General features: G+C 64.5%; 19 protein-coding genes and 1 tRNA gene. 12 read left to right on the top strand and 8 right to left on the bottom strand.

The annotated features are described in order from the left end of the window. Positions 1–3: 3 nt before the first annotated feature. The 6 genes from MSB02_RS07040 to MSB02_RS07015 all read right to left on the bottom strand — a co-directional run bounded on the left by MSB02_RS07040 (position 4) and on the right by MSB02_RS07015 (position 4,020). Positions 4–555 carry a helix-turn-helix domain-containing protein gene (locus tag MSB02_RS07040; RefSeq protein ID WP_267194523.1) on the bottom strand — a complete coding sequence of 184 codons (552 nt, stop codon included), beginning with the start codon at positions 553–555 and terminating at the stop codon, positions 4–6. Between the two features lie 12 nt (positions 556–567). Then, positions 568–1,158 (bottom strand): 2-oxoacid:acceptor oxidoreductase family protein, encoded by a 591-nt coding sequence (locus MSB02_RS07035; protein ID WP_267194522.1) that lies wholly within the window; start codon positions 1,156–1,158, stop codon positions 568–570. Next, the gene (locus tag MSB02_RS07030) at positions 1,158–1,970 is read right to left on the bottom strand and encodes a thiamine pyrophosphate-dependent enzyme (RefSeq protein WP_267194521.1); all 813 of its coding nucleotides are present in this window, start codon (positions 1,968–1,970) and stop codon (positions 1,158–1,160) included. Before MSB02_RS07030 ends, MSB02_RS07035 begins: the two co-directional genes overlap by 1 nt. Beyond that, on the bottom strand, positions 1,967–3,040 hold the full coding sequence (locus MSB02_RS07025; protein WP_267194520.1) for a 3-methyl-2-oxobutanoate dehydrogenase subunit VorB: 1,074 nt from the start codon (positions 3,038–3,040) through the stop codon (positions 1,967–1,969). The genes MSB02_RS07030 and MSB02_RS07025 overlap by 4 nt, the downstream gene beginning before the upstream one ends. A gap of 7 nt (positions 3,041–3,047) precedes the next feature. Then, complete coding sequence (locus tag MSB02_RS07020) at positions 3,048–3,254, bottom strand: 4Fe-4S dicluster domain-containing protein (RefSeq protein ID WP_267194519.1); 207 nt, start codon at positions 3,252–3,254, stop codon at positions 3,048–3,050. A gap of 64 nt (positions 3,255–3,318) precedes the next feature. Then, positions 3,319–4,020, bottom strand: coding sequence for a nucleotide-binding protein (locus MSB02_RS07015; RefSeq protein ID WP_267194518.1), 702 nt, complete (start codon positions 4,018–4,020; stop codon positions 3,319–3,321). Between the two features lie 92 nt (positions 4,021–4,112). On the opposite strand from MSB02_RS07015, the gene MSB02_RS07010 reads away from it, so the two are divergent. The 3 genes from MSB02_RS07010 to MSB02_RS07000 are packed head-to-tail and all read left to right on the top strand — an operon-like array spanning position 4,113 to position 7,731. Beyond that, the gene (locus MSB02_RS07010; protein ID WP_267194517.1) at positions 4,113–5,681 is read left to right on the top strand and encodes a type I restriction-modification system subunit M; all 1,569 of its coding nucleotides are present in this window, start codon (positions 4,113–4,115) and stop codon (positions 5,679–5,681) included. Further along, a complete protein-coding gene (locus MSB02_RS07005) occupies positions 5,678–6,838 on the top strand; it encodes a restriction endonuclease subunit S (protein WP_267194516.1) in 1,161 nt (386 codons plus the stop codon). Before MSB02_RS07010 ends, MSB02_RS07005 begins: the two co-directional genes overlap by 4 nt. Beyond that, positions 6,835–7,731 carry a GIY-YIG nuclease family protein gene (locus MSB02_RS07000; protein ID WP_267194515.1) on the top strand — a complete coding sequence of 299 codons (897 nt, stop codon included), beginning with the start codon at positions 6,835–6,837 and terminating at the stop codon, positions 7,729–7,731. The genes MSB02_RS07005 and MSB02_RS07000 overlap by 4 nt, the downstream gene beginning before the upstream one ends. Here MSB02_RS07000 and MSB02_RS06995 read toward each other — a convergent pair. Next, positions 7,698–8,816 (bottom strand): ImmA/IrrE family metallo-endopeptidase, encoded by a 1,119-nt coding sequence (locus MSB02_RS06995; protein ID WP_267194514.1) that lies wholly within the window; start codon positions 8,814–8,816, stop codon positions 7,698–7,700. The genes MSB02_RS07000 and MSB02_RS06995 overlap by 34 nt on opposite strands. Next, entirely contained in the window at positions 8,806–9,144 is a 339-nt protein-coding gene (locus tag MSB02_RS06990; RefSeq protein WP_267194513.1) for a type II toxin-antitoxin system RelE/ParE family toxin, read from the bottom strand. Before MSB02_RS06990 ends, MSB02_RS06995 begins: the two co-directional genes overlap by 11 nt. 211 nt (positions 9,145–9,355) lie before the next feature. Here MSB02_RS06990 and MSB02_RS06985 point away from each other — a divergent pair, with 211 nt between their 5' ends. From MSB02_RS06985 to MSB02_RS06945, 9 genes are all read left to right on the top strand, one after another. Further along, positions 9,356–10,372 carry a hypothetical protein gene (locus MSB02_RS06985; protein ID WP_267194512.1) on the top strand — a complete coding sequence of 339 codons (1,017 nt, stop codon included), beginning with the start codon at positions 9,356–9,358 and terminating at the stop codon, positions 10,370–10,372. A gap of 10 nt (positions 10,373–10,382) precedes the next feature. Then, on the top strand, positions 10,383–11,258 hold the full coding sequence (locus MSB02_RS06980) for a hypothetical protein (protein ID WP_267194511.1): 876 nt from the start codon (positions 10,383–10,385) through the stop codon (positions 11,256–11,258). Then, the gene (locus MSB02_RS06975) at positions 11,255–14,290 is read left to right on the top strand and encodes a type I restriction endonuclease subunit R (protein ID WP_267194510.1); all 3,036 of its coding nucleotides are present in this window, start codon (positions 11,255–11,257) and stop codon (positions 14,288–14,290) included. The genes MSB02_RS06980 and MSB02_RS06975 overlap by 4 nt, the downstream gene beginning before the upstream one ends. A gap of 89 nt (positions 14,291–14,379) precedes the next feature. Then, positions 14,380–14,955: a helix-turn-helix domain-containing protein gene (locus tag MSB02_RS06970; protein WP_267194509.1), complete on the top strand. Its 576-nt coding sequence runs from the start codon at positions 14,380–14,382 to the stop codon at positions 14,953–14,955. A gap of 43 nt (positions 14,956–14,998) precedes the next feature. Beyond that, positions 14,999–16,753 carry an AMP-binding protein gene (locus MSB02_RS06965; RefSeq protein WP_267194508.1) on the top strand — a complete coding sequence of 585 codons (1,755 nt, stop codon included), beginning with the start codon at positions 14,999–15,001 and terminating at the stop codon, positions 16,751–16,753. Between the two features lie 159 nt (positions 16,754–16,912). Next, entirely contained in the window at positions 16,913–17,077 is a 165-nt protein-coding gene (locus tag MSB02_RS06960) for a hypothetical protein (protein ID WP_267194507.1), read from the top strand. 143 nt (positions 17,078–17,220) lie between these two features. Further along, positions 17,221–17,296 (top strand) — tRNA-Arg (locus tag MSB02_RS06955). A gap of 138 nt (positions 17,297–17,434) precedes the next feature. Continuing rightward, positions 17,435–19,627 carry a response regulator gene (locus MSB02_RS06950; RefSeq protein WP_267194506.1) on the top strand — a complete coding sequence of 731 codons (2,193 nt, stop codon included), beginning with the start codon at positions 17,435–17,437 and terminating at the stop codon, positions 19,625–19,627. Next, positions 19,624–19,989 (top strand): response regulator transcription factor, encoded by a 366-nt coding sequence (locus MSB02_RS06945; protein ID WP_267194505.1) that lies wholly within the window; start codon positions 19,624–19,626, stop codon positions 19,987–19,989. Before MSB02_RS06950 ends, MSB02_RS06945 begins: the two co-directional genes overlap by 4 nt. Positions 19,990–20,002: the final 13 nt, after the last annotated feature.

Raw genomic sequence — 20,002 nt, 5'->3', positions numbered from 1 at the left:
GTCCTACTCGACGATGACGGTCACGAACTGAGCAGGCTCATCGCCGCCGCACTTCTGGCCATGAGGGTGGTTCGGGTTGAAGTAGATGCTGTCGCCCTCCTCGAGGACCAGGTCACGATCCTCGAAGGTGACGATGACCTTCCCCTTGAGCACCAGGTTGAACTCCTGACCGCGATGGGTCACGAGCTCGGCCGGCTCATCGGAAGGGTCGAGCGTCACGAGCAGCGGCTGCATGATCTTGTGGCCGAACCCCCACGCGAGGTCCTGGTAGTTGTAACCGGGGTAGCGGTCCACCGTGCGCCCGGTGCCGGCTTTCACCACCTGATAGGTGTCGAGCCGCGCCGGGATACCGGTGAGGATCTCGGTGAGGTCCACGCCGAACTTGCTAGCCATGTGGAAGATGGCCGAGATCGGCACATCCGCGCCGGTCTCCTCATAGGCGATATACGTCTCAAGGTCGATGCCGAGGTCGGCGGCCATCTCCTCGCGTGGGATGTCGCACGACTCGCGCAGGCCTTTGATGCGCAGGCCGATGTCCTTGAACTCCGTGGTCATGTGCCGCCTCCCCTACTCCACCGACCAGTCGTCCGGCAGCGAGCAGACCGGCACGGACTCCCCATCCTCGTTGAGCATGCCGATCTCGAACGCCTTGCGGTTCTTGGGCAGCAGGTGAGCCTTCCTCGCAGGAACGCTCTTGGCGATCGCTGCATCGAGCGTCCGCGGGTCGCAGAAGCCGATCTCCCGCAGGAGCTTGCCCACGAGGATCACGCTGGCGAGCCCCTTGAGACCGTTCTCCTCGGCAAGCTGGGTGGCGGGAACGGGAAAGACGTCGATGTCGTCCCGGTCCGGCAGGCGCTGGCACATGGTGGAGTCCACGATCACCTTGCCGCCTGGCACCACGGAGTCGACGAACTTGTCGAGCGAGGGCTGGTTCATCGCCACGAGCACGTCGGGCTCGAGCACGAGCGGCGAGCCGATCGGCTCGTCGGAGAGGCAGACGCTGCAGTTCGCGGTACCGCCACGCATCTCCGGACCGTAGCTCGGCAACCACGAGAGCTCGCGGCCCTCGATGAGGCCAGCGTATGCGATGAGCTTGCCCGCGAAGAGGATGCCCTGGCCGCCGAAGCCTGCGAGCAGCATGTTCACCGGTGCGGCCATCAGGCGTCACCCCCCGACGCGAGCCGTTCCGCACGCGCCGCGGCGGCCTCCGCCACGTTGGCGTACCCCTCGGCCTTCACGTCCCTGTACACGCCGAGCGGGTAGTACGGCAGCATGTTGTCGCGCAGCCACTGGAGCGCGTCTGCCGGTGAAAGACCCCAGTTGGTGGGGCAGGTGGAAACGACCTCGATGATCGTGTAGCCCACACCCTCCACCTGATATTCGAACGCCTTCTTGATGGCCTTCTTCGCCACGCGCACGTTCTTGGGGCTGTCGACGGTCACGCGCTGCGCAAGCGCCACACCGTCGAGCGTGGAGAGCATCTCCACCATGCGGATCGGGAAGCCCGCCTCGTTCACGTCGCGCCCGTACGGGCTGGTCTGCGTCACCTGCTGCGGCAGCGAGGTGGGAGCCAGCTGCCCGCCGGTCATGCCGTAGATGGCGTTGTTGATGAAGATCACGGTGATCTTCTCGCCGCGGGTGGCGGCATGCACCGTCTCCGCGGTGCCGATGGACGCGAGGTCGCCGTCACCCTGATAGGCGAAGACCACGTTCTCGGGCATGGCGCGCTTGAGCCCGGTGGCCACCGCGGGTGCGCGGCCGTGCGCCGCCTGCACCATGTCGCAACCGAAGAACTCGTACGCGAGGACCGAGCAGCCCACGGGCGCGACACCCACCGTGGTGCCTTCGATACCGAGCTCGTCGAGCGTCTCGGCCACGAGCCGGTGCACGATTCCGTGCGTGCAGCCCGGGCAGTACGAGAACGGTATGTCGGTGAGCGCGTGCGGGCGCTGGAACACGAGCTTGCTCATCGGGCGCCTCCTTCCAGCGACACGGCGACCCGCTCGATAGCGGCGAGCGTCTCCGCAGGCGTGGGGATGATCCCGCCGGTGCGGCCGAAGAACTCCACCGGACGGCGACCGCTCACGGCAAGGCGCACGTCGTCCACCATCTGACCCATGTTCATCTCCACGGTGAGGAATGCCTTCGCTCCCGGGACGGCGGCCTCGATGGCGTCCACCGGGAACGGCCACAGCGTGATCGGCCTGATGAGGCCCGCCTTGATGCCTTTCTCGCGGGCTTTGTTGATCGCGCTACGGGCGATACGCGAACTCGCGCCGAAGGCCACCAGCACGATCTCAGCGTCCTCAAGCAGGTACTCCTCGGCGCGCTGCTCCGTTGCCTTGATCCGCTCGTAGCGCTCGTAGCGCTCCACGTTGGTCTCCTCGAGACGCTCTGGCGCGAGATAGAGCGAGTTGGCGATGTTGTGCGGGCGCTCGCCCTTGTGTCCGGTGACCGCCCACGGCTTGTCGGACTCGTCGGTCTTGGGTTCAGGGAGCACCACGGGCTCCATCATCTGGCCGAGCATGCCGTCGGCGAGAACCATCACCGGCACGCGGTACTCGTCGGCCAGGTCGAACGCGATGTACGCGTGGTCGGTCATCTCCTGCACGGTGGACGGCGCCAGCACGATGAGGTGGAAATCGCCGTGACCGGTGGCGCGCGTGGCCTGGAAGTAGTCCGACTGGCTCGGCTGGATGCCGCCGAGGCCGGGTCCTCCGCGCTGCACGTTGATGATCACGCCCGGCAGGTCGGCGCCGGCCATGTAGCTGATGCCCTCGGCCTTGAGGGAGATGCCGGGAGAGCTCGATGACGTCATCGCCCGCTTGCCGGCCGCAGACGCGCCGTACACCATGTTGATCGCCGCTATCTCGCTCTCGGCCTGCAGGTAGACGCCGTTCTCCTTGGGCATGCGCTTGGCCATGTACGCGGCAAGCTCGGTCTGGGGCGTGATCGGGTAACCGAAGAAGAAGCGGCATCCTGCACGGATGGCCGCCTCGGCCAGCGCCTCGTTGCCTTTCATCAGGACCTTCTCGGACACCTCACACCTACCTTTCGACCGTGATCGCCACGTCGGGGCAGATGAGCGCGCAGGACGCGCAGCCCGTGCACAGCGACTCGTCGGTGAGCATCGCGGGGTGGTACCCCTTGTCGTTGATCGTGTCGGGGTCGAGCACGATGCAGTTGCTCGGACAGACCTCCACGCACAGGCCGCAGCCCTTGCAGTAGCGTCCGTCCACGATGATCCGAGCCATCAGCGGATGACCTCCTTATACGGACGGGAGGCGGTGCTCCCGGTGCGCTGACATGCCCGACACCCTACGAGGCGTCCTCCCAGGGCGTGCGGACGTGAATCTCGACAGGATACGCGTTTTCAACGATTCCCGCAGCACCCGGCGTGCCGGGAAGATCCTCCAGAAGGCGGTGCGGGACGGTCGTGAACAACAGCGGCAGACCGAGGAGGGATGCCGTCTCGCTTGCGAACGGGAGCGAGTCGAGCACGGTGGCCGCGGTGGTCTCGGCCTTGAGGTGCGAGTTGTTCACCACGCCGGTGGCCTTCAGGTGGCACGCCGCCTCGATCTCCCTGAGAAGCGCCGCCGCCTCCCCGGGCCCGCCGGTGAGGTTGCGATAGCGGTTGATGACGTAGAGCATCTCGTGGTCAATCGCTTTGATGTCCTTCGAGTACCGGCCGAGCGCGGTGGCCCCCACATCGTCGCCGCCCACATCGAAGATCACGGCGCCGCTCGTGTCGAACGCGCCGGACACCGCCGCCGGGAGCGACGGCGTGTCGAGCGTGGTGCCGGCGAACGTGGGCGATATCACGCGCACACCGTGCTCGCGGAGCATCTCCGTGTAATCCGACGAGCGGAAGTACGGGTTCACGATGTCGAGGTCCACGAGCAGGACCTCGTCGTGGGCCTGCGCCAGATCGAGCGCGAGGTTGATGGCCAGGTTGGTCTTGCCGGAGCCGTAATGCCCGGTGACGACGGTGAACCGGCCGATCGTGTGCGGATCGAACATGCGGGGCTCCTCGGTCGGGGGGCCAGAGGGTGTCATAGTCTCATTGTAGAATGGCAGGAGTGCCCATACCCGTCACGCGGAGAAGAGACGCCATGGCCCCATCCACCAAGGAAGCCCAGCGAGCCGAGCTCCACAAGACGATCTGGCGCGTCGCCAACGACCTTCGCGGGTCCGTGGATGGCTGGGACTTCAAGACCTACGTGCTCGGCATCCTCTTCTACCGCTTCATCTCTGAGAACCTCACCGCGTACCTGAACGCGCAGGAGCGCGCAGCGGGGCGCACCGGGTTCGACTACGCGAAGCTCTCCGACGCTGATGCCGAGTTCGGCCGCGCCGTGACGGTTGCCGAGAAGGGCTTCTACATCCTGCCGAGTGAGCTCTTCGCCAACGTGCGTGCACGCGCAGCGGCCGATGAGAACCTCAACGAGACGCTCGAGCGCGTCTTCCGCAACATCGAGCGCTCGGCGGTGGGCGCCGAGAGCGAAGACGACCTCAAGGGTCTCTTCGACGATCTTGACGTGAACAGCGCCAAGCTCGGGCCCACCGTGGCCAAGCGCAACCAGAAGCTCGTGAAGCTGCTCGACGCCATCGGCGATCTGGACCTGGGCAGCTTCGAGGACCACACCATCGACGCGTTCGGCGATGCGTACGAGTACCTCATGACGATGTACGCGTCGAGTGCCGGCAAGTCGGGTGGCGAGTTCTTCACTCCCCAGGAAGTGAGTGAGCTCCTGGCGCGCATCACGGTTGTGGGCAAGACCGCGGTGAACAAGGTCTACGACCCAGCGTGCGGCTCCGGCTCGCTGCTGCTCAAGTTCGCGAAGGTGCTCGGCAAGGAGAACGTGCGGCAGGGGTTCTTCGGCCAGGAGATCAACCTCACCACGTTCAACCTCGCGCGCATCAACATGTTTCTGCACGACGTGAACTACGAGCAGTTCGACCTCGCGCACGGCGACACGCTGCTGGACCCCGCGCACTGGGATGACGAGCCGTTTGAGGCGATCGTGTCCAATCCGCCGTACTCCATCAGGTGGGACGGCGACGCCAATCCGCTGCTCATCAACGACCCGCGCTTTGCGCCCGCAGGCGTGCTCGCGCCCAAGTCGAAGGCCGACCTCGCCTTCACGATGCACATCCTGAGCTGGCTTGCGGTGGACGGCACGGCCGCGATCGTCGAGTTCCCCGGCGTGCTCTACCGCGGCGGCACCGAGCGCAAGATCCGCAAGTACCTCATCGACAACAACTACATCGACACGGTGATCCAGCTGCCGCCGGACCTGTTCTTTGGCACCACGATCGCCACGTGCATCATCGTGCTCAAGAAGTCCAAGACCGACAACGCCACGCTCTTCATTGACGCATCGGCCGAGTTCGTCCGAGGCGGCAACAAGAACAAGCTCACCGAGGCCAACCGGCAGCACATCCTCGAGGTGTTCACCGCACGCGAGGACGTGGAGTGCTTCGCCCGCCTGGTGCCCAACGCCGAGATCGCTGACAACGAGTACAACATCGCGGTGAGCTCGTATGTGGAGCAGGAGGACACGCGCGAGGAGGTCGACATCGTGGCGCTGAACGCCGAGATCGCACAGATCGTGGTGCGACAGGCTGAGCTGAGGACGCAGATTGACGCGATTGTCGCGGACTTGGAGGGGCAGGCGTGAGTCGCATCGACGAGCTGATCGCGGAGCTGTGCCCGGGTGGGGTGCCGCACAGGCAGATTGGAGACGTCGCCGAATGCTACTCAGGGGCCACGCCAGCCTCGGGCGTGTCTGTGTATTGGGAGGGAGGAACCATCCCCTGGATGGGGTCTGGCGAGGTAAACAAGGGAACGGTAAGTGACACTGAGAAGTTCATCACCGAGGCCGGGTATGCGGCGTGCAGCACCAAGATGGTTCCGCCGGGTGCTGTTGTAATCGCCCTGGCAGGTCAAGGCAAGACACGAGGGAAGGTAGCGCGAATCCGAATCGCGCTCTGCACGAATCAGTCGTTGGCCGCGATCATCCCCTACGGCTCGGTGAACAGCGACTACCTCTACTACTTCCTGCAGACGCAGTACCAGCAACTGCGCAGCGTGTCATCCGGCGATGGCACTCGCGGCGGCTTGAACCTGCGGATGATTCGAGACTACAAGGTGCCTGTTCCGCCGCTTGAGATCCAGCAGGAGATCGCGCGTACACTGGATTTGTTCACATCGCTGGAAGCGGAGCTGGAGGCGGAGCTGGAAGCCCGGCGACGTCAGTATGCCCACTACCGAGACTCGCTCCTCTCCTTCCCTGAGGGGGGGGTCCGGTGGGTTCCGTTGGGTGAGCTCATCCGCGTCAACTTCGGCGCTCGCATCACGAAGGCGAAGGATGCAGGGACCGTGTACCCGGTCTATGGTGGCGGCGGGGCGAGCTTCAAGACCGATGCCTACAACCGCGAGGATGAGTGGGTGGTCTCTCGGTTCGCGATGTCTGAGAACTGCGTCCGCCGTGTGGGTGGTCAGTTCTGGATGCTTGACTCTGGCTTCACGTTCGAATGTGCCGTGCCGGATATTGAGAAGGAATATGTTGGGCAGGTTCTGCTCAACATGCAGCCCCTGATATTCGCCACGTCCACTCAATCCGCGCAGAAGAACATCGACATCGAAGGCTTCAAGCGGCTGGTAATCCCGGTCCCACCCCTCAGGGAGCAGCGGCGCATCGTCGCAATTCTCGACGCCTTCGACGCCCTCGTGAACGACCTCTCCATCGGCCTTCCGGCGGAGCTCTCCGCACGCCGCACGCAGTACGAGTACTACCGTGACCGGTTGCTCACCTTCAAGGAGGCGGCTGCATGACGGGCAAACACATCGAGGTCTTCCTCGTCGAAGGCATCCCGGGCGGGATCACCACTGCGGAGATAGCCGGCTGGACCGGCCACGTGCTCGCAGGACCGCGCTCGGACCTCGGCGACATCCTCAAGCGGCCAGAGGCCAAACGCAACGGTGCCTACCTGCTCCTCGGCGACGACGAGGAGGCGCTCGGCGGTGTGCGGTGCTACATCGGCCGCACCGAGGACTTCATCAACCGGTTCCGCGACCACTCGGCCAAGAAGGAGTTCTGGGACCGCGTGGTGCTCATCACCTCCAAGGACGATTCGTTCACCGAGGGGCACTGGGGCTACCTGGAGTGGCGGCTGGTGGAGCTCGCCAGGCAGGCGGCCCGCGTGACGCTCGCCAACGGCAACGACCCGCGCGGCCGGAAGCTCTCGGAGGCGCAGATCTCGGACATGGAGGCCTTCCTGGACCAGCTGCACATCGTTCTGCCGGTCCTCGGCGTCAATGCCATCCGGGTCCGCAAGGCGGCACCCGCGTCGGCAGTCGCAGCCCCGGACTCGCCGGTGTTCACGCTCACCAACAAGAAGCACAACGTCGATGCGCGAGCGCAGCAGATCGGCGACGAGTTCATGCTGCTTGAGGGCTCCCAGGTCGTAGCTGTCTGGGCGGGCACCGGCAAGGCGGAGAGCACGGAGCGCTCCTACGCGTCGTACCGCGCGCAGCACCGAAAGCTCATCGCGGACGGCTCGATCCAGGTGCGCGGCGATATCGGGATCCTGACCCGGGACATCCCCTTCGGATCCCCTTCAGCCGCGGGGGCCATCGCGCTCGGCCGGTCGAGCAACGGGCGGCGCGAATGGAAGTGCGACGACGGAACCTCCTACGGCGACTGGGAGAACCGCGGCGTGGAGTGAGGATAGACCGCCCAGTCCAACTTCGTCTTGAGGTCGTTCATCCAGTTGTATGGAATGACTCGGTCGTGCTGCAGCCTTCCCACCACGACGCTTGCGGCGATCCCAATGTGCTCCGCGAAGGCGACGACCTCGGCCTTAGATGGACGACCCTGGGAAACGAAGGACTCGTACGCCTCGGCTGGGATCAGCAGGTTACCGGCGAACTCACTCATCTTCCGCTCTGTTTCGGCGTCCCCGTCCAGATCACTGATCCGCGAACGGCTTCGGTCCAGCAGCAGATGCGCGGCCTCATGGAAGAGGCTGAACCACACCTGGTCGTCGGTCTTGTAGAACGAGCCGAGCTGGATGACCGCCCGCGTCTTACTCACCCACCAGCTGACCGCGTGACAGCGCGTCTTCGGCAGATCAGGAACGAACACCACAGCAACCCCTGCTTCGGCACAGCGGCTCACTACCAGCGGTTGCCATTCACACGGGAGCAGTCGAGTTGCGTGCCTGAGTTCATCAAGTACTAGGCGGAACCGCTCCTCGTCGTAGGGAGCCGTGTCGATCAGCTCGGCCTCTCGTTCGCCGGCCCGTAGCCACGCCGTGATCGCTGGGACCTCCGGGGTGTACGCCGTGCTCATGCGTGCGGCGAGTCTCCTCTCGGCCGACCAGTAGTCCCGGTACGCATCGATCGACGAGACACCGAAGAAGGAGAGGAGCCCTTCTGCCTGCTCAGCGGCGCTCGTCTTACGCGCGATCAGCCCCTTGTCCGCCATATCCTTCACCGGGAATGAGCGAACCCACTCGGCCTGCTCCTCGGATGCGGCCAGCCGCGTCTGGTGCGCCAGGAGCCCACGGTAGGTGGCCTCCGCTCGGTTCCAGAAGCTGGCGGGCACGCCCAGAACCCGCTCGAGTTCGATTGCCGTGTCGTAGCTGAGCGATGCCTTGCCGTTGATGAGCTGGCTGACGAACTTCTCGCTCCTGCCCAGGCGCGTGGCGAAGTCCACTTGAGAGATCGCGCGCTCTTCGAGGATCTCCCGGATGGTCTCGCCGGGGGAAACCGGAACATCCGGCGCCCATGAGCGACGGTCATTGGCCATGGTAGTCCTCCACTTCCAAGATCGTGATCGCCTCGACCGTGCTCCAGTCGAGTCCGCCACCATCTCTCTGCGGTGGCGGTTGCTCCGTAGGCTTGAAGATGAGGCGGTAGTTCTTCGTCACATCAACCGCCAGTTGACCCTGACGATCGCCATGGAGTTCATGGCATCGACCAGGAAGGCTGCGCATGTCTTCGAGCCGGTCTGCCTCATAGAGCTGGGTAAGCCGGGTGTTCAGCTTGTTCGCCCTTTCGGCACCGAATGCCCTGACCCGCGCCTGGTGCGAGGCCATTGAGGCCTCGAGCCTCCTCGTTGCGAAGATGATCTCCACGTGTCTCCACGACGTCTAGTTTACCGATGTGGTAAACATACCATGGGTTTACCGTTTTGGTAAAGATACTGGGGGCTGCAGTGGGTTGGGCGCGACGCCAAGCAAGAAGAATGGGTCCGTGACTCATAGCGAAGCCATCCCGGTGGGCACTCGACCAATTTTCACTTCTGTGCTATTTTCATTGCGCAGTGAAAATGACCATGGAGTGAAAATGGACACGGCAGCATACGCACAGGATCTGGCACGCCGCCTCACTCAGGCTGATGCAGGCGCCTTCCGCGCGGTCGGTGACACCGTGCTTCTCGAGGGCGTTGCTGAGGGCGAAGGCGTGCTGCAAGTAGTGAGCGCCGGTTCGGGCCGAACCGAGCAGGTCATGCAGGCGCTGCGCCGTGCCGAGACGCTACCAACGCTACCAGTGATCGTGGGTCGCCGGTTCAGTCAGAATGCGCTCGCCGAGCTCAACAGGGCGGACGCCAACTACATGGATGATCGTCTCCTGCGGATTCGGCTCCACGCCCCGGCCATGCTCATCCGCCTGCAGAACGAGGCCGCGCCACCTGTCGAAGCCCAGGAGAAGGCGCTGCGCCTGAGCGGTACCGCGGGAGGTGTCGCCCTCGCACTGCTGCAGGATCCCATGCGGGAGTGGAAGGTGGCCGACCTGGCCACTGAAGGTCGCGCATCGCTCGGCGCCGCACAGAATACTGTTGTGGCCCTGGAAGCCGTAGGGCTTCTGGAGCGCACGGGGGCAGGCCCGGCCACCCGGCGGCGCGTGATCGACGCCGGGGCACTGCTCGACCGCTACGCGCATGATGCCGTGGCCGACCGCAAGGTCGTCGCACGCGGATTCATCCTCAACAACGGCGCACTGGATACGATGCGTGAGGTATCGCGTCGGCTGGCAGGCGAAGCCGGCCTCCAGGCCTGGTTCACCGGAGTTGCTGCCGCTCAGATGGTGGCCCCGCACGTGACCGCTATACGGAAGTTCGAGGTGTGGGTAACCGCGCCGCACAGCGCTGACTTCATCTTGAGCGCGCTCGGCGCGATGCCTGCGGATGATGGAGCGAATCTCGTTGTGATGCGTGGTCGCAGTGCGGTCACCGTCGGGGCGCAATTCTCCAACGGCGTGTACCGCACCTCGATCTTCAGGATGTACGTAGACGCGCTTGCAGACCCGGCGCGGGGAGAAGAGCAGGCGGAGCATCTTCGCGAGACCGTCATCGGTTTCTAGGGGGAGACACGTGACAGAGGGATACAGCGACACTGCGACCGAGCGCTGCGAGCGGGTCCTCTGTACGCTCATGCGCGGGATCGGTCAGCCGTGGAGGCATAGGGTGTGCCTCGTAGGCGGACTGGTCCCTCGCTACCTTGTCCAGGGAGACGGCTACGAGCAGCCGCCGCACGTGGGGTCGACAGACGTCGACGTGGCGCTCCGCCTTGCTCTCGATGGCCGGGATGAGGGGGCATACCGCACACTTGAGAACAACCTCAAGGGGAACGGGTTCGTGCGTGTCGACGGCACCTCGTGGCGCTGGGCGGCGGAGGTCGACGGCGACTTCGTGGTGTTGGAGTTGCTCGGTGACTCTGCGAAGACTACGCCCGGGACGGTGTTCCGCCCCAAGGTCACGCCGCCCGCAGGCGCTGGCGGCGTGGGGCTTCTGTGCGTGAGAGGTGTCGAACTTGCCTTCCGCGATGCACTCACGATCTCGCGTGACGTGCTGCTCCTCGATGGTGCCCGGTCGACCGTCGAGTTCCAGATCACCAATCTGGCACCGTTCGTGGCGCTTAAGGCCGACGCATACCTGGATCGGCGCAAGGCCAAGGATGCCTATGACCTCGTCTACGTACTCAGATGGTGGCAGGGAGGCCCCGGGGCCGCTGCCTCCGCAGTGGCATCAAGCCCGGTCGCACGGGAGCCATTCGTCACCTCGGCGATTGCCCGCGTCCTCGGTGACTTCGCTGCTGCAGACAGAGCGGGAGCGATCGACTACGCCGCCTTGAGAGCGTCCGGAGGCGCGGACGACGAGACCGCGCGTGCACGGAACGAGGCGGTCCTTGTTGTGCGACAGTTCACGGAGGCACTGCGAGCGCTAGGATTCGGAGAGGAAACGGCATGACCGACGCCCGGACCACACGCTACGACCCGATCGCCGTGAGCGCGGAGAGCACGGTCGTCGCCGAGTACGTGCCGGAGGCAGTCGAGGAGGCCGCCTACCAGTCTGAGGCTGCGCTCGAGCGGGAGCTCATTCGGCTCCTGGGATCGCAGGCATACGAGTACCTGCCCATCACGAGCGAGGCCGAGCTCATCGCCAACCTCCGCGCGCAGCTCGAGCAGCTGAACGCGATCACCTTCAGTGACAGTGAGTGGGGTCGTTTCTTCACCGAAAGGATCGCGGGCGCCAACGAGGGCATCATCGAGAAGACCGTGCGCATCCAGGAGGACCATGTCCAGATCCTGAAACGCGACGACGGCTCCACGAAGAACATCTCGCTCATCGACAAGACCAACATCCACAACAACCGGCTGCAGGTCATCAACCAGTACGAGATCGCCGAGGGTGAGGGCGGCGCGGCGCGATCCAACCGCTACGACGTAACCGTGCTCGTGAACGGCCTGCCGATGGTGCACATCGAGCTCAAGCGCCGGGGTGTGGACATCCGCGAGGCATTCAACCAGATCGACCGCTACCAGCGCGACAGCTTCTGGGCAGGCTCCGGCCTCTTCGAGTACGTGCAGCTTTTCGTGATCAGCAACGGCACGCTCACCAAGTACTACTCCAACACCACCCGCCAGCAGCACTTGAGTGAGATGGCCGGCTCCAAGCGGACCCGCAAGACGTCGAACACATTCGAGTTCACCTCGTGGTGGGCCGATGCCACCAACCGGCCGATCCAGGAGCTCACGGCCTTTGCCAAGACGTTCTTCGCCAAGCATGCGCTGTTGAACATCCTCACGAAGTACTGCGTGCTCACCGCAGACCGCATGCTGCTGGTGATGCGCCCGTACCAGATCGTGGCCACCGAGCGGATCCTGCAGAAGATCGAGGTCTCCACCAACTACCGGCAGCTCGGAACGCTAGCCGCAGGCGGCTACGTGTGGCACACCACCGGCTCGGGCAAGACGCTCACGAGCTTCAAGGCCGCGCAACTCGCCACCAACATCCCGAGCGTGGACAAGGTGCTCTTCGTCGTGGACCGCAAGGACCTCGACTACCAGACGATGCGCGAGTACGACCGCTTCGAGCGAGGCGCCGCCAACTCCAACACTTCGACCGCGGTGCTCAAGAAACAGCTCGAGGACCCCGGTGCGCGGATCATCATCACCACGATCCAGAAGCTCTCCAACTTCATCTCGGCCAACAAGGGCCACGTGATCTACTCGGGCCACATCGTGATCATCTTCGATGAGTGTCATCGCTCGCAGTTCGGCGAGATGCACTCGGCGATCACCAAGGCGTTCAAGCGCTACAACCTCTTCGGCTTCACCGGCACGCCGATCTTCGCCGAGAACGCGGGGGCAGGCAGACCGGGCCTGCAGACCACCGAGCAAGCCTTTGGTGAGAAGCTGCACACCTACACGATCGTCGATGCTATCACCGACAGGAACGTGCTCCCGTTCCGTATCGACTACGTGAACACCATCAAGCTGCCGGAGCACATCACCGATGCGCAGGTGGCCGCCATCGACACCGAGCGTGCGCTCATGGCGCCCGAGCGCATCGAGCAGGTCGTTGCCTACACGCTCGAGCACTTCGACCAGAAGACCAAGCGCGCCGAGCACTATGCGCTTGCCGGCAAACGGATGCGCGGCTTCAACGCGCTCTTCGCCACCGCGTCGATCGAGGCGGCCAAGCGCTACTACCTCGAGTTCAAGAAACAGCAGGAGGCGCTCACGCCCGACCGTCGGCTCACGGTGGGCCTCATCTACTCGTATGCGGCCAACGAGGAGATCGAGGGCTATCTCGACGAGGAGGGTTTCGAGACCGGCGCGCTCGACCAGTCCTCTCGCGACTTCCTCGACGATGCGATCCGTGACTACAACGCTCACTTCGGCACGAGTTTTGACACCTCGACCGACAAATTCCAGAACTACTACAAGGACCTCTCGCTACGTCTGCGCGGCCGCCAGATCGACCTGGTCATCGTGGTGAACATGTTCCTCACCGGCTTTGATGCCACCACGCTCAACACGCTCTTCGTCGACAAGAACCTGCGGATGCACGGCCTCATCCAGGCGTATTCGCGTACCAACCGCATCCTCAACTCGGTAAAGACCTACGGCAACATCGTCTCGTTCCGTGACCTGGAGCAGCGGACCAACGACGCCATCGCACTTTTCGGCAACAAGGACGCATGCGGCATCGTGCTGCTCAAACCGTACCGCGAGTACTACGCCGAGTACGCCGAGAAGGTGGGTGAGCTGCTCGAGAAGTACCCGCTCGGCACACCGGTCGTGGGCGAGAGCGCTCAGAAGGAGTTCATCGCGCTCTTCGGCGCCATCCTGCGCCTGCAGAACATCCTCACGGCCTTTGACGACTTCGCCGGAAGCGAGCTCTTGACCGAGCGTCAGGGGCAGGACTACCGCAGCGTCTACCTCGACCTCTACGCGGAGTACCGGGGCCGGGCCGAGAAGGAGTCGATAAACGACGATATCGTCTTTGAGATCGAGCTCATCAAGCAGGTCGAGATCAATGTGGACTACATCCTCATGCTGGTGGAGAAGTGGCGTGCGGCCCACCGCGATGGCACCGACAAGGAGATCCGCGCCTCCATCAGCCGCGCGATCGACGCCAGCCCGAGCCTGCGCAACAAGAAGGACCTGATCGAGGCGTTCGTGGACTCGGTGTCGGTGAGCGGCGCGATCGATGAGGAGTGGCAGGCGTTCATCCTGGCTCGGCGCGAGGCCGAGCTTGCTGCCATCATCGAGTCCGAGGGCCTGCGTCCGGATGAGACACGCGCCTTCATCGAGACAGCGTTCCGAGACGGCGCGATCCGCACCACCGGGACTGCGATCACCAAGGTGCTGCCGCCAGCGTCGCGCTTTAGCCCAGAGGGTGGCCACGGCGAGAAGAAGCAGCGCGTGCTCGGGAAGCTCGGCGAGTTCTTCGAGAGGTTCTTCGGGCTCGGCTCGAGCGGCGGTGTGGAGTAGCGCCCGGCCCCTCTACCTACCGCTACAATGGCCTCACTTCACCGCGACGACCGTGAGCGCGGGATGCCGACCGCCTGAGGAGGGACCGCATGGAACCGAGGATCGCCGAGGTCGCGGGCAGGATCCGCGCACTGCGCGAGGACATGGACCTCACGATGCAGGAGATGGCCGACGCCACCGGCCGCAGTGTGGCCGAGTACGCCGCGATGGAGTCCGGCGAGGCCGATCTCTCCTTCACCTTCCTCTACCGCGCGGCCGAGCGGTTCGGCGTGGACATGATCGAGCTTCTCACGGGCGAGAACCCGCACCTCACGGGCTACTCGGTGGTGCGTGCGGGCGAAGGACTGGCGATCAAGCGCCGCGAGGGCTTCGAGTACCGCCATGTGGCGCCCACCTTCAAGAACAAGAAGGCCGAGCCGTTCATGGTGACCGCGCCCTACATCGCCGGCGCCGAGAACGAGCCCGTCCATCTCTCGCGTCACGCCGGCCAGGAGCTCGATCACGTGATCAGCGGGCGGCTCCGCTTCGCATTCGAGGACCACACAGAGGACCTCGGCCCCGGCGACACCGTCTACTACGACTCCGGCCGCGGTCACGGCATGGTGGCGATCGGCGGGGAGCCCTGCACGTTCCTGGCGGTCGTGCTTCACGACGACGCCCGCTAGCCCCGTCCCCGCCGGCACCGGCACCGACCGAGAAGGGCTCTTCATGCGAGACATCAACCTCCGCTACGTCGAGGAGACGTACGACGAGCACGGGATCCTCTCCCGCTTCGGCCTGCACTACCCCGAGGACTTCAACTTCGGCTACGACGTCGTCGACGATATCGCCGAAGCGGAGCCCGACCGGCGCGCGATGGTCTGGTGCAATCCCGAGGGCGAGGAGCACACCTTCACCTTCGGCGAGATGAAGCGCTGGAGCGACAAAACCGCCGCCTACCTCGCCTCGCTCGGCATCGGACGCGGCGACATGGTGATGGTCATCCTGCGACGCCACTACCAATTCTGGTTCGTGGCCACCGCCCTCCACAAGCTCGGCGCCGTGATGATCCCCGCCACCTTCATGCTCAAGGAGCACGATCTCACCTACCGCATACAGAGCGCAGGGGTGAAGGCGCTCATCTGCACGTCGGTGGGCGACATCGCGACCACGGCCGACACGGTGGCTGCCGAGTGCCCCACGCTCGAGACGCGCATCCTCGTCAACGGCGGGGGTGGCATGCTCGTCGACCAGGAGCTCGACGCCGAGGGCAACCGCATCGGCTCGGCACTCTCGGGTCCGGACGGCGTCTGCTCGCTTCCCGCCACCCGCGCGGGCTGGCACGACTTCAACACCGGCGTGCGTGAGGCGTCGGAGAGCTGGGAACGCGTCCCCACACTCGCTGCCGACCCGTTCCTGCTGTACTTCTCCTCGGGCACCTCGGGCAACCCCAAGATGGTGCTCCACGACAGCGGCTATGCGCTGGCGCACACGGTCACCGCCAAGCACTGGCACAACGTGGTGAGCGACGGCGGAGTCCACTTCACGATCGCCGACACCGGCTGGGGCAAGGCCGTGTGGGGCAAGTACTACGGCCAGTGGACGATGGAGGCGTGCGTCTTCACGTACGACTTCGATCGCTTCGATCCCGCCGAGATCCTCTCGCTCATCGAGAAGCACCGCATCTCCACGCTCTGCTGCCCGCCCACGATGTACCGCCTCATGATGCAGGCCGGCGTGGACGGCTACGACCTCAGCTGCCTCTCGTACTGCACCACCGCCGGCGAGGCGCTCAACCCCGACCTTTTCGACGGCTGGCGCGAGCACACCGGACTGTCGCTGGTGGAGGGATTCGGCCAGACGGAGTCCACGCTCCTGGTCTTCAACTCGATCGGCATGACACCCAAGCCCGGCTCGATGGGCAAGCCGTCGCCGCACTTCACCGTGCAGATCCAGGACGAGAGCGGCTCCGAGTGCCCGCCGGGCACGACCGGCGAGGTCGTCGTGAAGATCCACCCGCGCCCCGACGGCATCCTGCTCGAGTACTTCCGGGACGAGAAGCGCACGGCCGAAGCGATGCACGACGGTTGGTACCACACGGGCGACACCGCGTGGGCCGACGAAGACGGCCACTACTGGTACGTGGGCCGCAACGACGACGTGATCAAGAGCTCCGGCTACCGCATCGGCCCGTTCGAGGTGGAGAGCGTGCTGCTCGAGCACGACGCGGTACGTGAGTGTGCGGTCACCGGCATGCCGGATCCCGTACGCGGCTACGCCGTGAAAGCGACGATCGTGCTGAACGAGGGCTACGTCGGCGATGAGGCGCTCGTGAGAGAACTGCAGACCTGGGTGAAGAAGCGGACCGCGCCCTACAAGTACCCGCGCGTCATCGACTTCGTGAGCGCGCTTCCCAAGACCGTGAACGGCAAGATCCGCCGCGTAGCCATCCGGGAACACGACAGGGGTGTCGGCAGCGAGTAGTACATCGTAACAATATACACAATGTACCTGGCGGGGTATGCTCAAATCAGCACATCCTATGCAGTTTGATATTTGTTCTATGCGGGTACGCACTCAGTGGAGGGAATCCGACCGCCCTTGCGGGGACGGAAACCGAGTGGGGAGGGGAGGTGCCAGACGATGTCATTCACAGCCGTACTGGTGCTTGCCGCGATCGCATGGATCAGCCTACAGTACCTGATCCCCGGAGCCCTGTCCTACTACTTCCTGTGGCGAGACGAGATGAGGGCCGAGGCAGCTGACCCCGCCCACATCCATCCACGTCACCTCTTCACCGGCGCCTGAGATCCTTCTGAGCGCCGTTGGGGATGAGCCGGGCCGCACACGCGGCCCGGCTCTCGTTTCTACCCCGGCCTTCCCACCGAGCCGCACACACCGCCGCGGTCACCGTGGAGGGAGGTGCGCGGGGGTGATAGAATCCACCACGCGCCCTCTTAGCTCAGGGGATAGAGCACAGGTTTCCTAAACCTGGTGTCGGAGGTTCGAATCCTCCAGGGGGCACCACGAGACCGCCCAGAGGGAGCGGCACCAGCCGCTCCCTCTGCTGCTCGTATCCTCCGCGCACGTCCCCACCGGCAGGAATCGCCTCTCCTCATGCGAATAACGGGGTGGTGAGGTATGCCTGCATCGAGGGGACCTGCTATGCCCACGAACGACGACCGGCGCTGTTTCTCACACATCCGCGCACTGATGGCGGGCACTCGCGAAGGCATGATAGCCGTCGCGCCCGATCACACCGTACGTGTGCTCAACGAACCTGCGGCGGAGATGCTGGGGCTTGAGCGGACCGAGTGCGTCGGGGCGCCTTCGAGCGTGCTGGGCGTGCCCGAATTCGTTCCAGCGCTCAAGTCCGCGGCTGCGGAGTGGGAACTGGTGAGCAGCACCTTCGAGCGAGCCGGGCACAGCTACTCGTTCACGGTCGCGCCCTATACCGAGGACGGCGGCGGCACCGGCACCGTGATCACCGTGCGTGACGATACCGAGCTCCTGGCTGTGCGGCGCCGCTCGGAGGCGATTCTTCTCAGCACGAGCGACGGCATGCTGGTGTTCGACGCCGAGGACCGTCTCACGTTCGTGAATCCCGCAGCGGAGAAGATCCTGGGTCGTGGGGCGGAGACCCTCGTAGGCCTGAAGACCGACACCTGGGAGGTCTTCGGCATCGCACCAGACCCCGCAGGCCCGGTGCGCGAAGCGGGTACTCAGGTGCGCGAGGTGCGCATGGAGGAGCCGGAGCATCGGATCGTGGACGTGCGGGTGGACCCCGTGTACGACGACCGGGAAAGCTACGTAGGGTCGGTGGCGACGATCCGGGACGTGACCAGCGAACGCGAAGCGATGCAGATGAAGAACGAGTTCGTCTCCACGGTCTCCCACGAGCTCCGCACGCCGCTCACGTCGATCAAGGGCTACATCGATCTTATCCTCGATGGCGAGGCCGGGGAGATCAACGAGATCCAGCAGGAGTTCCTCTCTATCGTGAAGGAGAACTCGGACCGGCTGGTAGAGCTCATCAACGACATGCTCGACATCTCCCGCATCGAGAGCGGGCGGATCGTGCTCAAGGTGCAACCACTCGACGTGGGGGAACGGGTCGCGGGCGCGGTCAACACCTTCAAGGCCGTGACGGACCAGCAGGGCCGCACCATCCACGTGGATGTGCCGGACGACCTGCCGAAGGCCGCGGGCGATCCGGACCGCATCGGGCAGGTTCTGATCAACTTCGTCAGCAACGCCATCAAGTACTCGCCCGAAGGCGGGGACGTCCACATCAAAGCGAGCGTCGACGATGGCTGCGTGAAGGTCGCCATCTCCGATGAGGGCATCGGCATCTCACCGGAGAACCAGGCCCGGCTGTTCACCAAGTTCTACCGTGTCGACTCCTCGCTCACCCGCGAGATCGGGGGCACCGGTCTGGGGCTTTCGATATGCAAGAGCATCATCGAACTCCTCGGCGGACAGGTGGGCGTGGACAGCGAGGAGGGTGAGGGGTCGACGTTCTGGTTCACGCTCCCCTTCGCATCGGACAGGCACGTGCGCACTCCGTCGCTCGAAGGCCCGCTCGGCTCTCCGGGCGGGCGCGTGTTGGTGGTGGATGACTGCGAGGACGTGGCGAATCTGATCGCCACCTACCTCTCCCATCGAGGCTACGAAGTCGTGAAGGCGTACAACGCCAAGGAAGCGTGGGAGTACGCGGTGGAGTTCGAGCCGCGTGTCATCACGCTCGACGTGATGGTGGAAGAAGGCGCCGGCTTCCGGCTTCTGGAAGAGCTCAAGGCTGATCCCAGGACGAAGGACATCCCTGTCGTCGTCCTGTCGATCATCTGCGACGAGGCCAAGAGCGCCCGCTCAGGCGCGACCGACTACCTTGAGAAGCCTATCGACAAGGCGCGCCTGATGGACATGATCGACACGCTCGTCGGGTCCATCTCATCGCCGCTGGTGCTCGTCACCGATGACGACCGGAACATCGTCGACCTGCTGACACGCACGCTCAAGCAGCGCGGATACGCGGTGATGGGCGCATACAACGGCAAGGAGGCCATGGCCGCCGTTGCACGTCGTCGGCCCGACGCGATACTGCTCGATCTCCGTATGCCGGTGATGGACGGCTACGAGGTGCTCCAGGCGCTGAAGAACGACCCGGAAACCGCGGACATCCCCGTGGTGATCATGTCGGCGTTCCAACCGGACCGGGAGCGCGAGAACGTTCTGGAGTTGGCTTCGGATCTGGTAGGCAAGCCGTTCGATGTCGAGGACTTCATATCGCACATCGAGTCTGTGATAGTCAGAGAAGAGAGTGTCGAAGGTCCGCCTCCAGAGAGTGGGACATCGTGAGCAGGATCCTCGTAGCTGACGACGAACCGCATATCCGCAAGCTGGTCTCCTTCACGCTCGGCAACCGGGGGCACGAGATCCTGGAGGCGGCGGACGGAGGCGAAGCGTTCGAGCTGGCGCGGGCCGAGCGTCCCGACCTCATACTGCTCGATGTGATGATGCCGGTCATGACCGGGTATGACGTACTAGACAGGCTCAAGGATGACGAAGGCACTGCCGACATCCCGGTGATCATGCTCTCCGCCAAGAGCCAGCAGACCGAGGTGCAAGAGGGGCTGAACCGCGGCGCCGAGCAGTACATCTGCAAGCCGTTCACGCCCAAGGACCTGGTATTGCGGGTCAACGAACTGCTCGATACCTGAGGGGAAGGAACCA

The sequence above is a fragment of the Anaerosoma tenue genome, assembly GCF_023161965.1.
Taxonomy (GTDB): Bacteria; Actinomycetota; Coriobacteriia; order Anaerosomatales; family Anaerosomataceae; genus Anaerosoma; species Anaerosoma tenue.
The sequence above is the reverse complement of the archived record's forward strand: the minus strand, read 5'-3'. Positions and strand labels throughout refer to the sequence as shown.

What these genes read in the sequence shown, in the direction of transcription:
- MSB02_RS07040 (WP_267194523.1), bottom strand. Translation starts at nt 555, where the DNA reads ATGACCACGGAGTTCAAGGACATCGGCCTGCGCATCAAAGGCCTGCGC.
- MSB02_RS07035 (WP_267194522.1), bottom strand. Translation starts at nt 1,158, where the DNA reads ATGGCCGCACCGGTGAACATGCTGCTCGCAGGCTTCGGCGGCCAGGGC.
- MSB02_RS07030 (WP_267194521.1), bottom strand. Translation starts at nt 1,970, where the DNA reads ATGAGCAAGCTCGTGTTCCAGCGCCCGCACGCGCTCACCGACATACCG.
- MSB02_RS07020 (WP_267194519.1), bottom strand. Translation starts at nt 3,254, where the DNA reads ATGGCTCGGATCATCGTGGACGGACGCTACTGCAAGGGCTGCGGCCTG.
- MSB02_RS07015 (WP_267194518.1), bottom strand. Translation starts at nt 4,020, where the DNA reads ATGTTCGATCCGCACACGATCGGCCGGTTCACCGTCGTCACCGGGCAT.
- MSB02_RS07010 (WP_267194517.1), top strand. Translation starts at nt 4,113, where the DNA reads ATGGCCCCATCCACCAAGGAAGCCCAGCGAGCCGAGCTCCACAAGACG.
- MSB02_RS07000 (WP_267194515.1), top strand. Translation starts at nt 6,835, where the DNA reads ATGACGGGCAAACACATCGAGGTCTTCCTCGTCGAAGGCATCCCGGGC.
- MSB02_RS06995 (WP_267194514.1), bottom strand. Translation starts at nt 8,816, where the DNA reads ATGGCCAATGACCGTCGCTCATGGGCGCCGGATGTTCCGGTTTCCCCC.
- MSB02_RS06985 (WP_267194512.1), top strand. Translation starts at nt 9,356, where the DNA reads ATGGACACGGCAGCATACGCACAGGATCTGGCACGCCGCCTCACTCAG.
- MSB02_RS06975 (WP_267194510.1), top strand. Translation starts at nt 11,255, where the DNA reads ATGACCGACGCCCGGACCACACGCTACGACCCGATCGCCGTGAGCGCG.
- MSB02_RS06970 (WP_267194509.1), top strand. Translation starts at nt 14,380, where the DNA reads ATGGAACCGAGGATCGCCGAGGTCGCGGGCAGGATCCGCGCACTGCGC.
- MSB02_RS06965 (WP_267194508.1), top strand. Translation starts at nt 14,999, where the DNA reads ATGCGAGACATCAACCTCCGCTACGTCGAGGAGACGTACGACGAGCAC.
- MSB02_RS06960 (WP_267194507.1), top strand. Translation starts at nt 16,913, where the DNA reads ATGTCATTCACAGCCGTACTGGTGCTTGCCGCGATCGCATGGATCAGC.
- MSB02_RS06950 (WP_267194506.1), top strand. Translation starts at nt 17,435, where the DNA reads ATGCCCACGAACGACGACCGGCGCTGTTTCTCACACATCCGCGCACTG.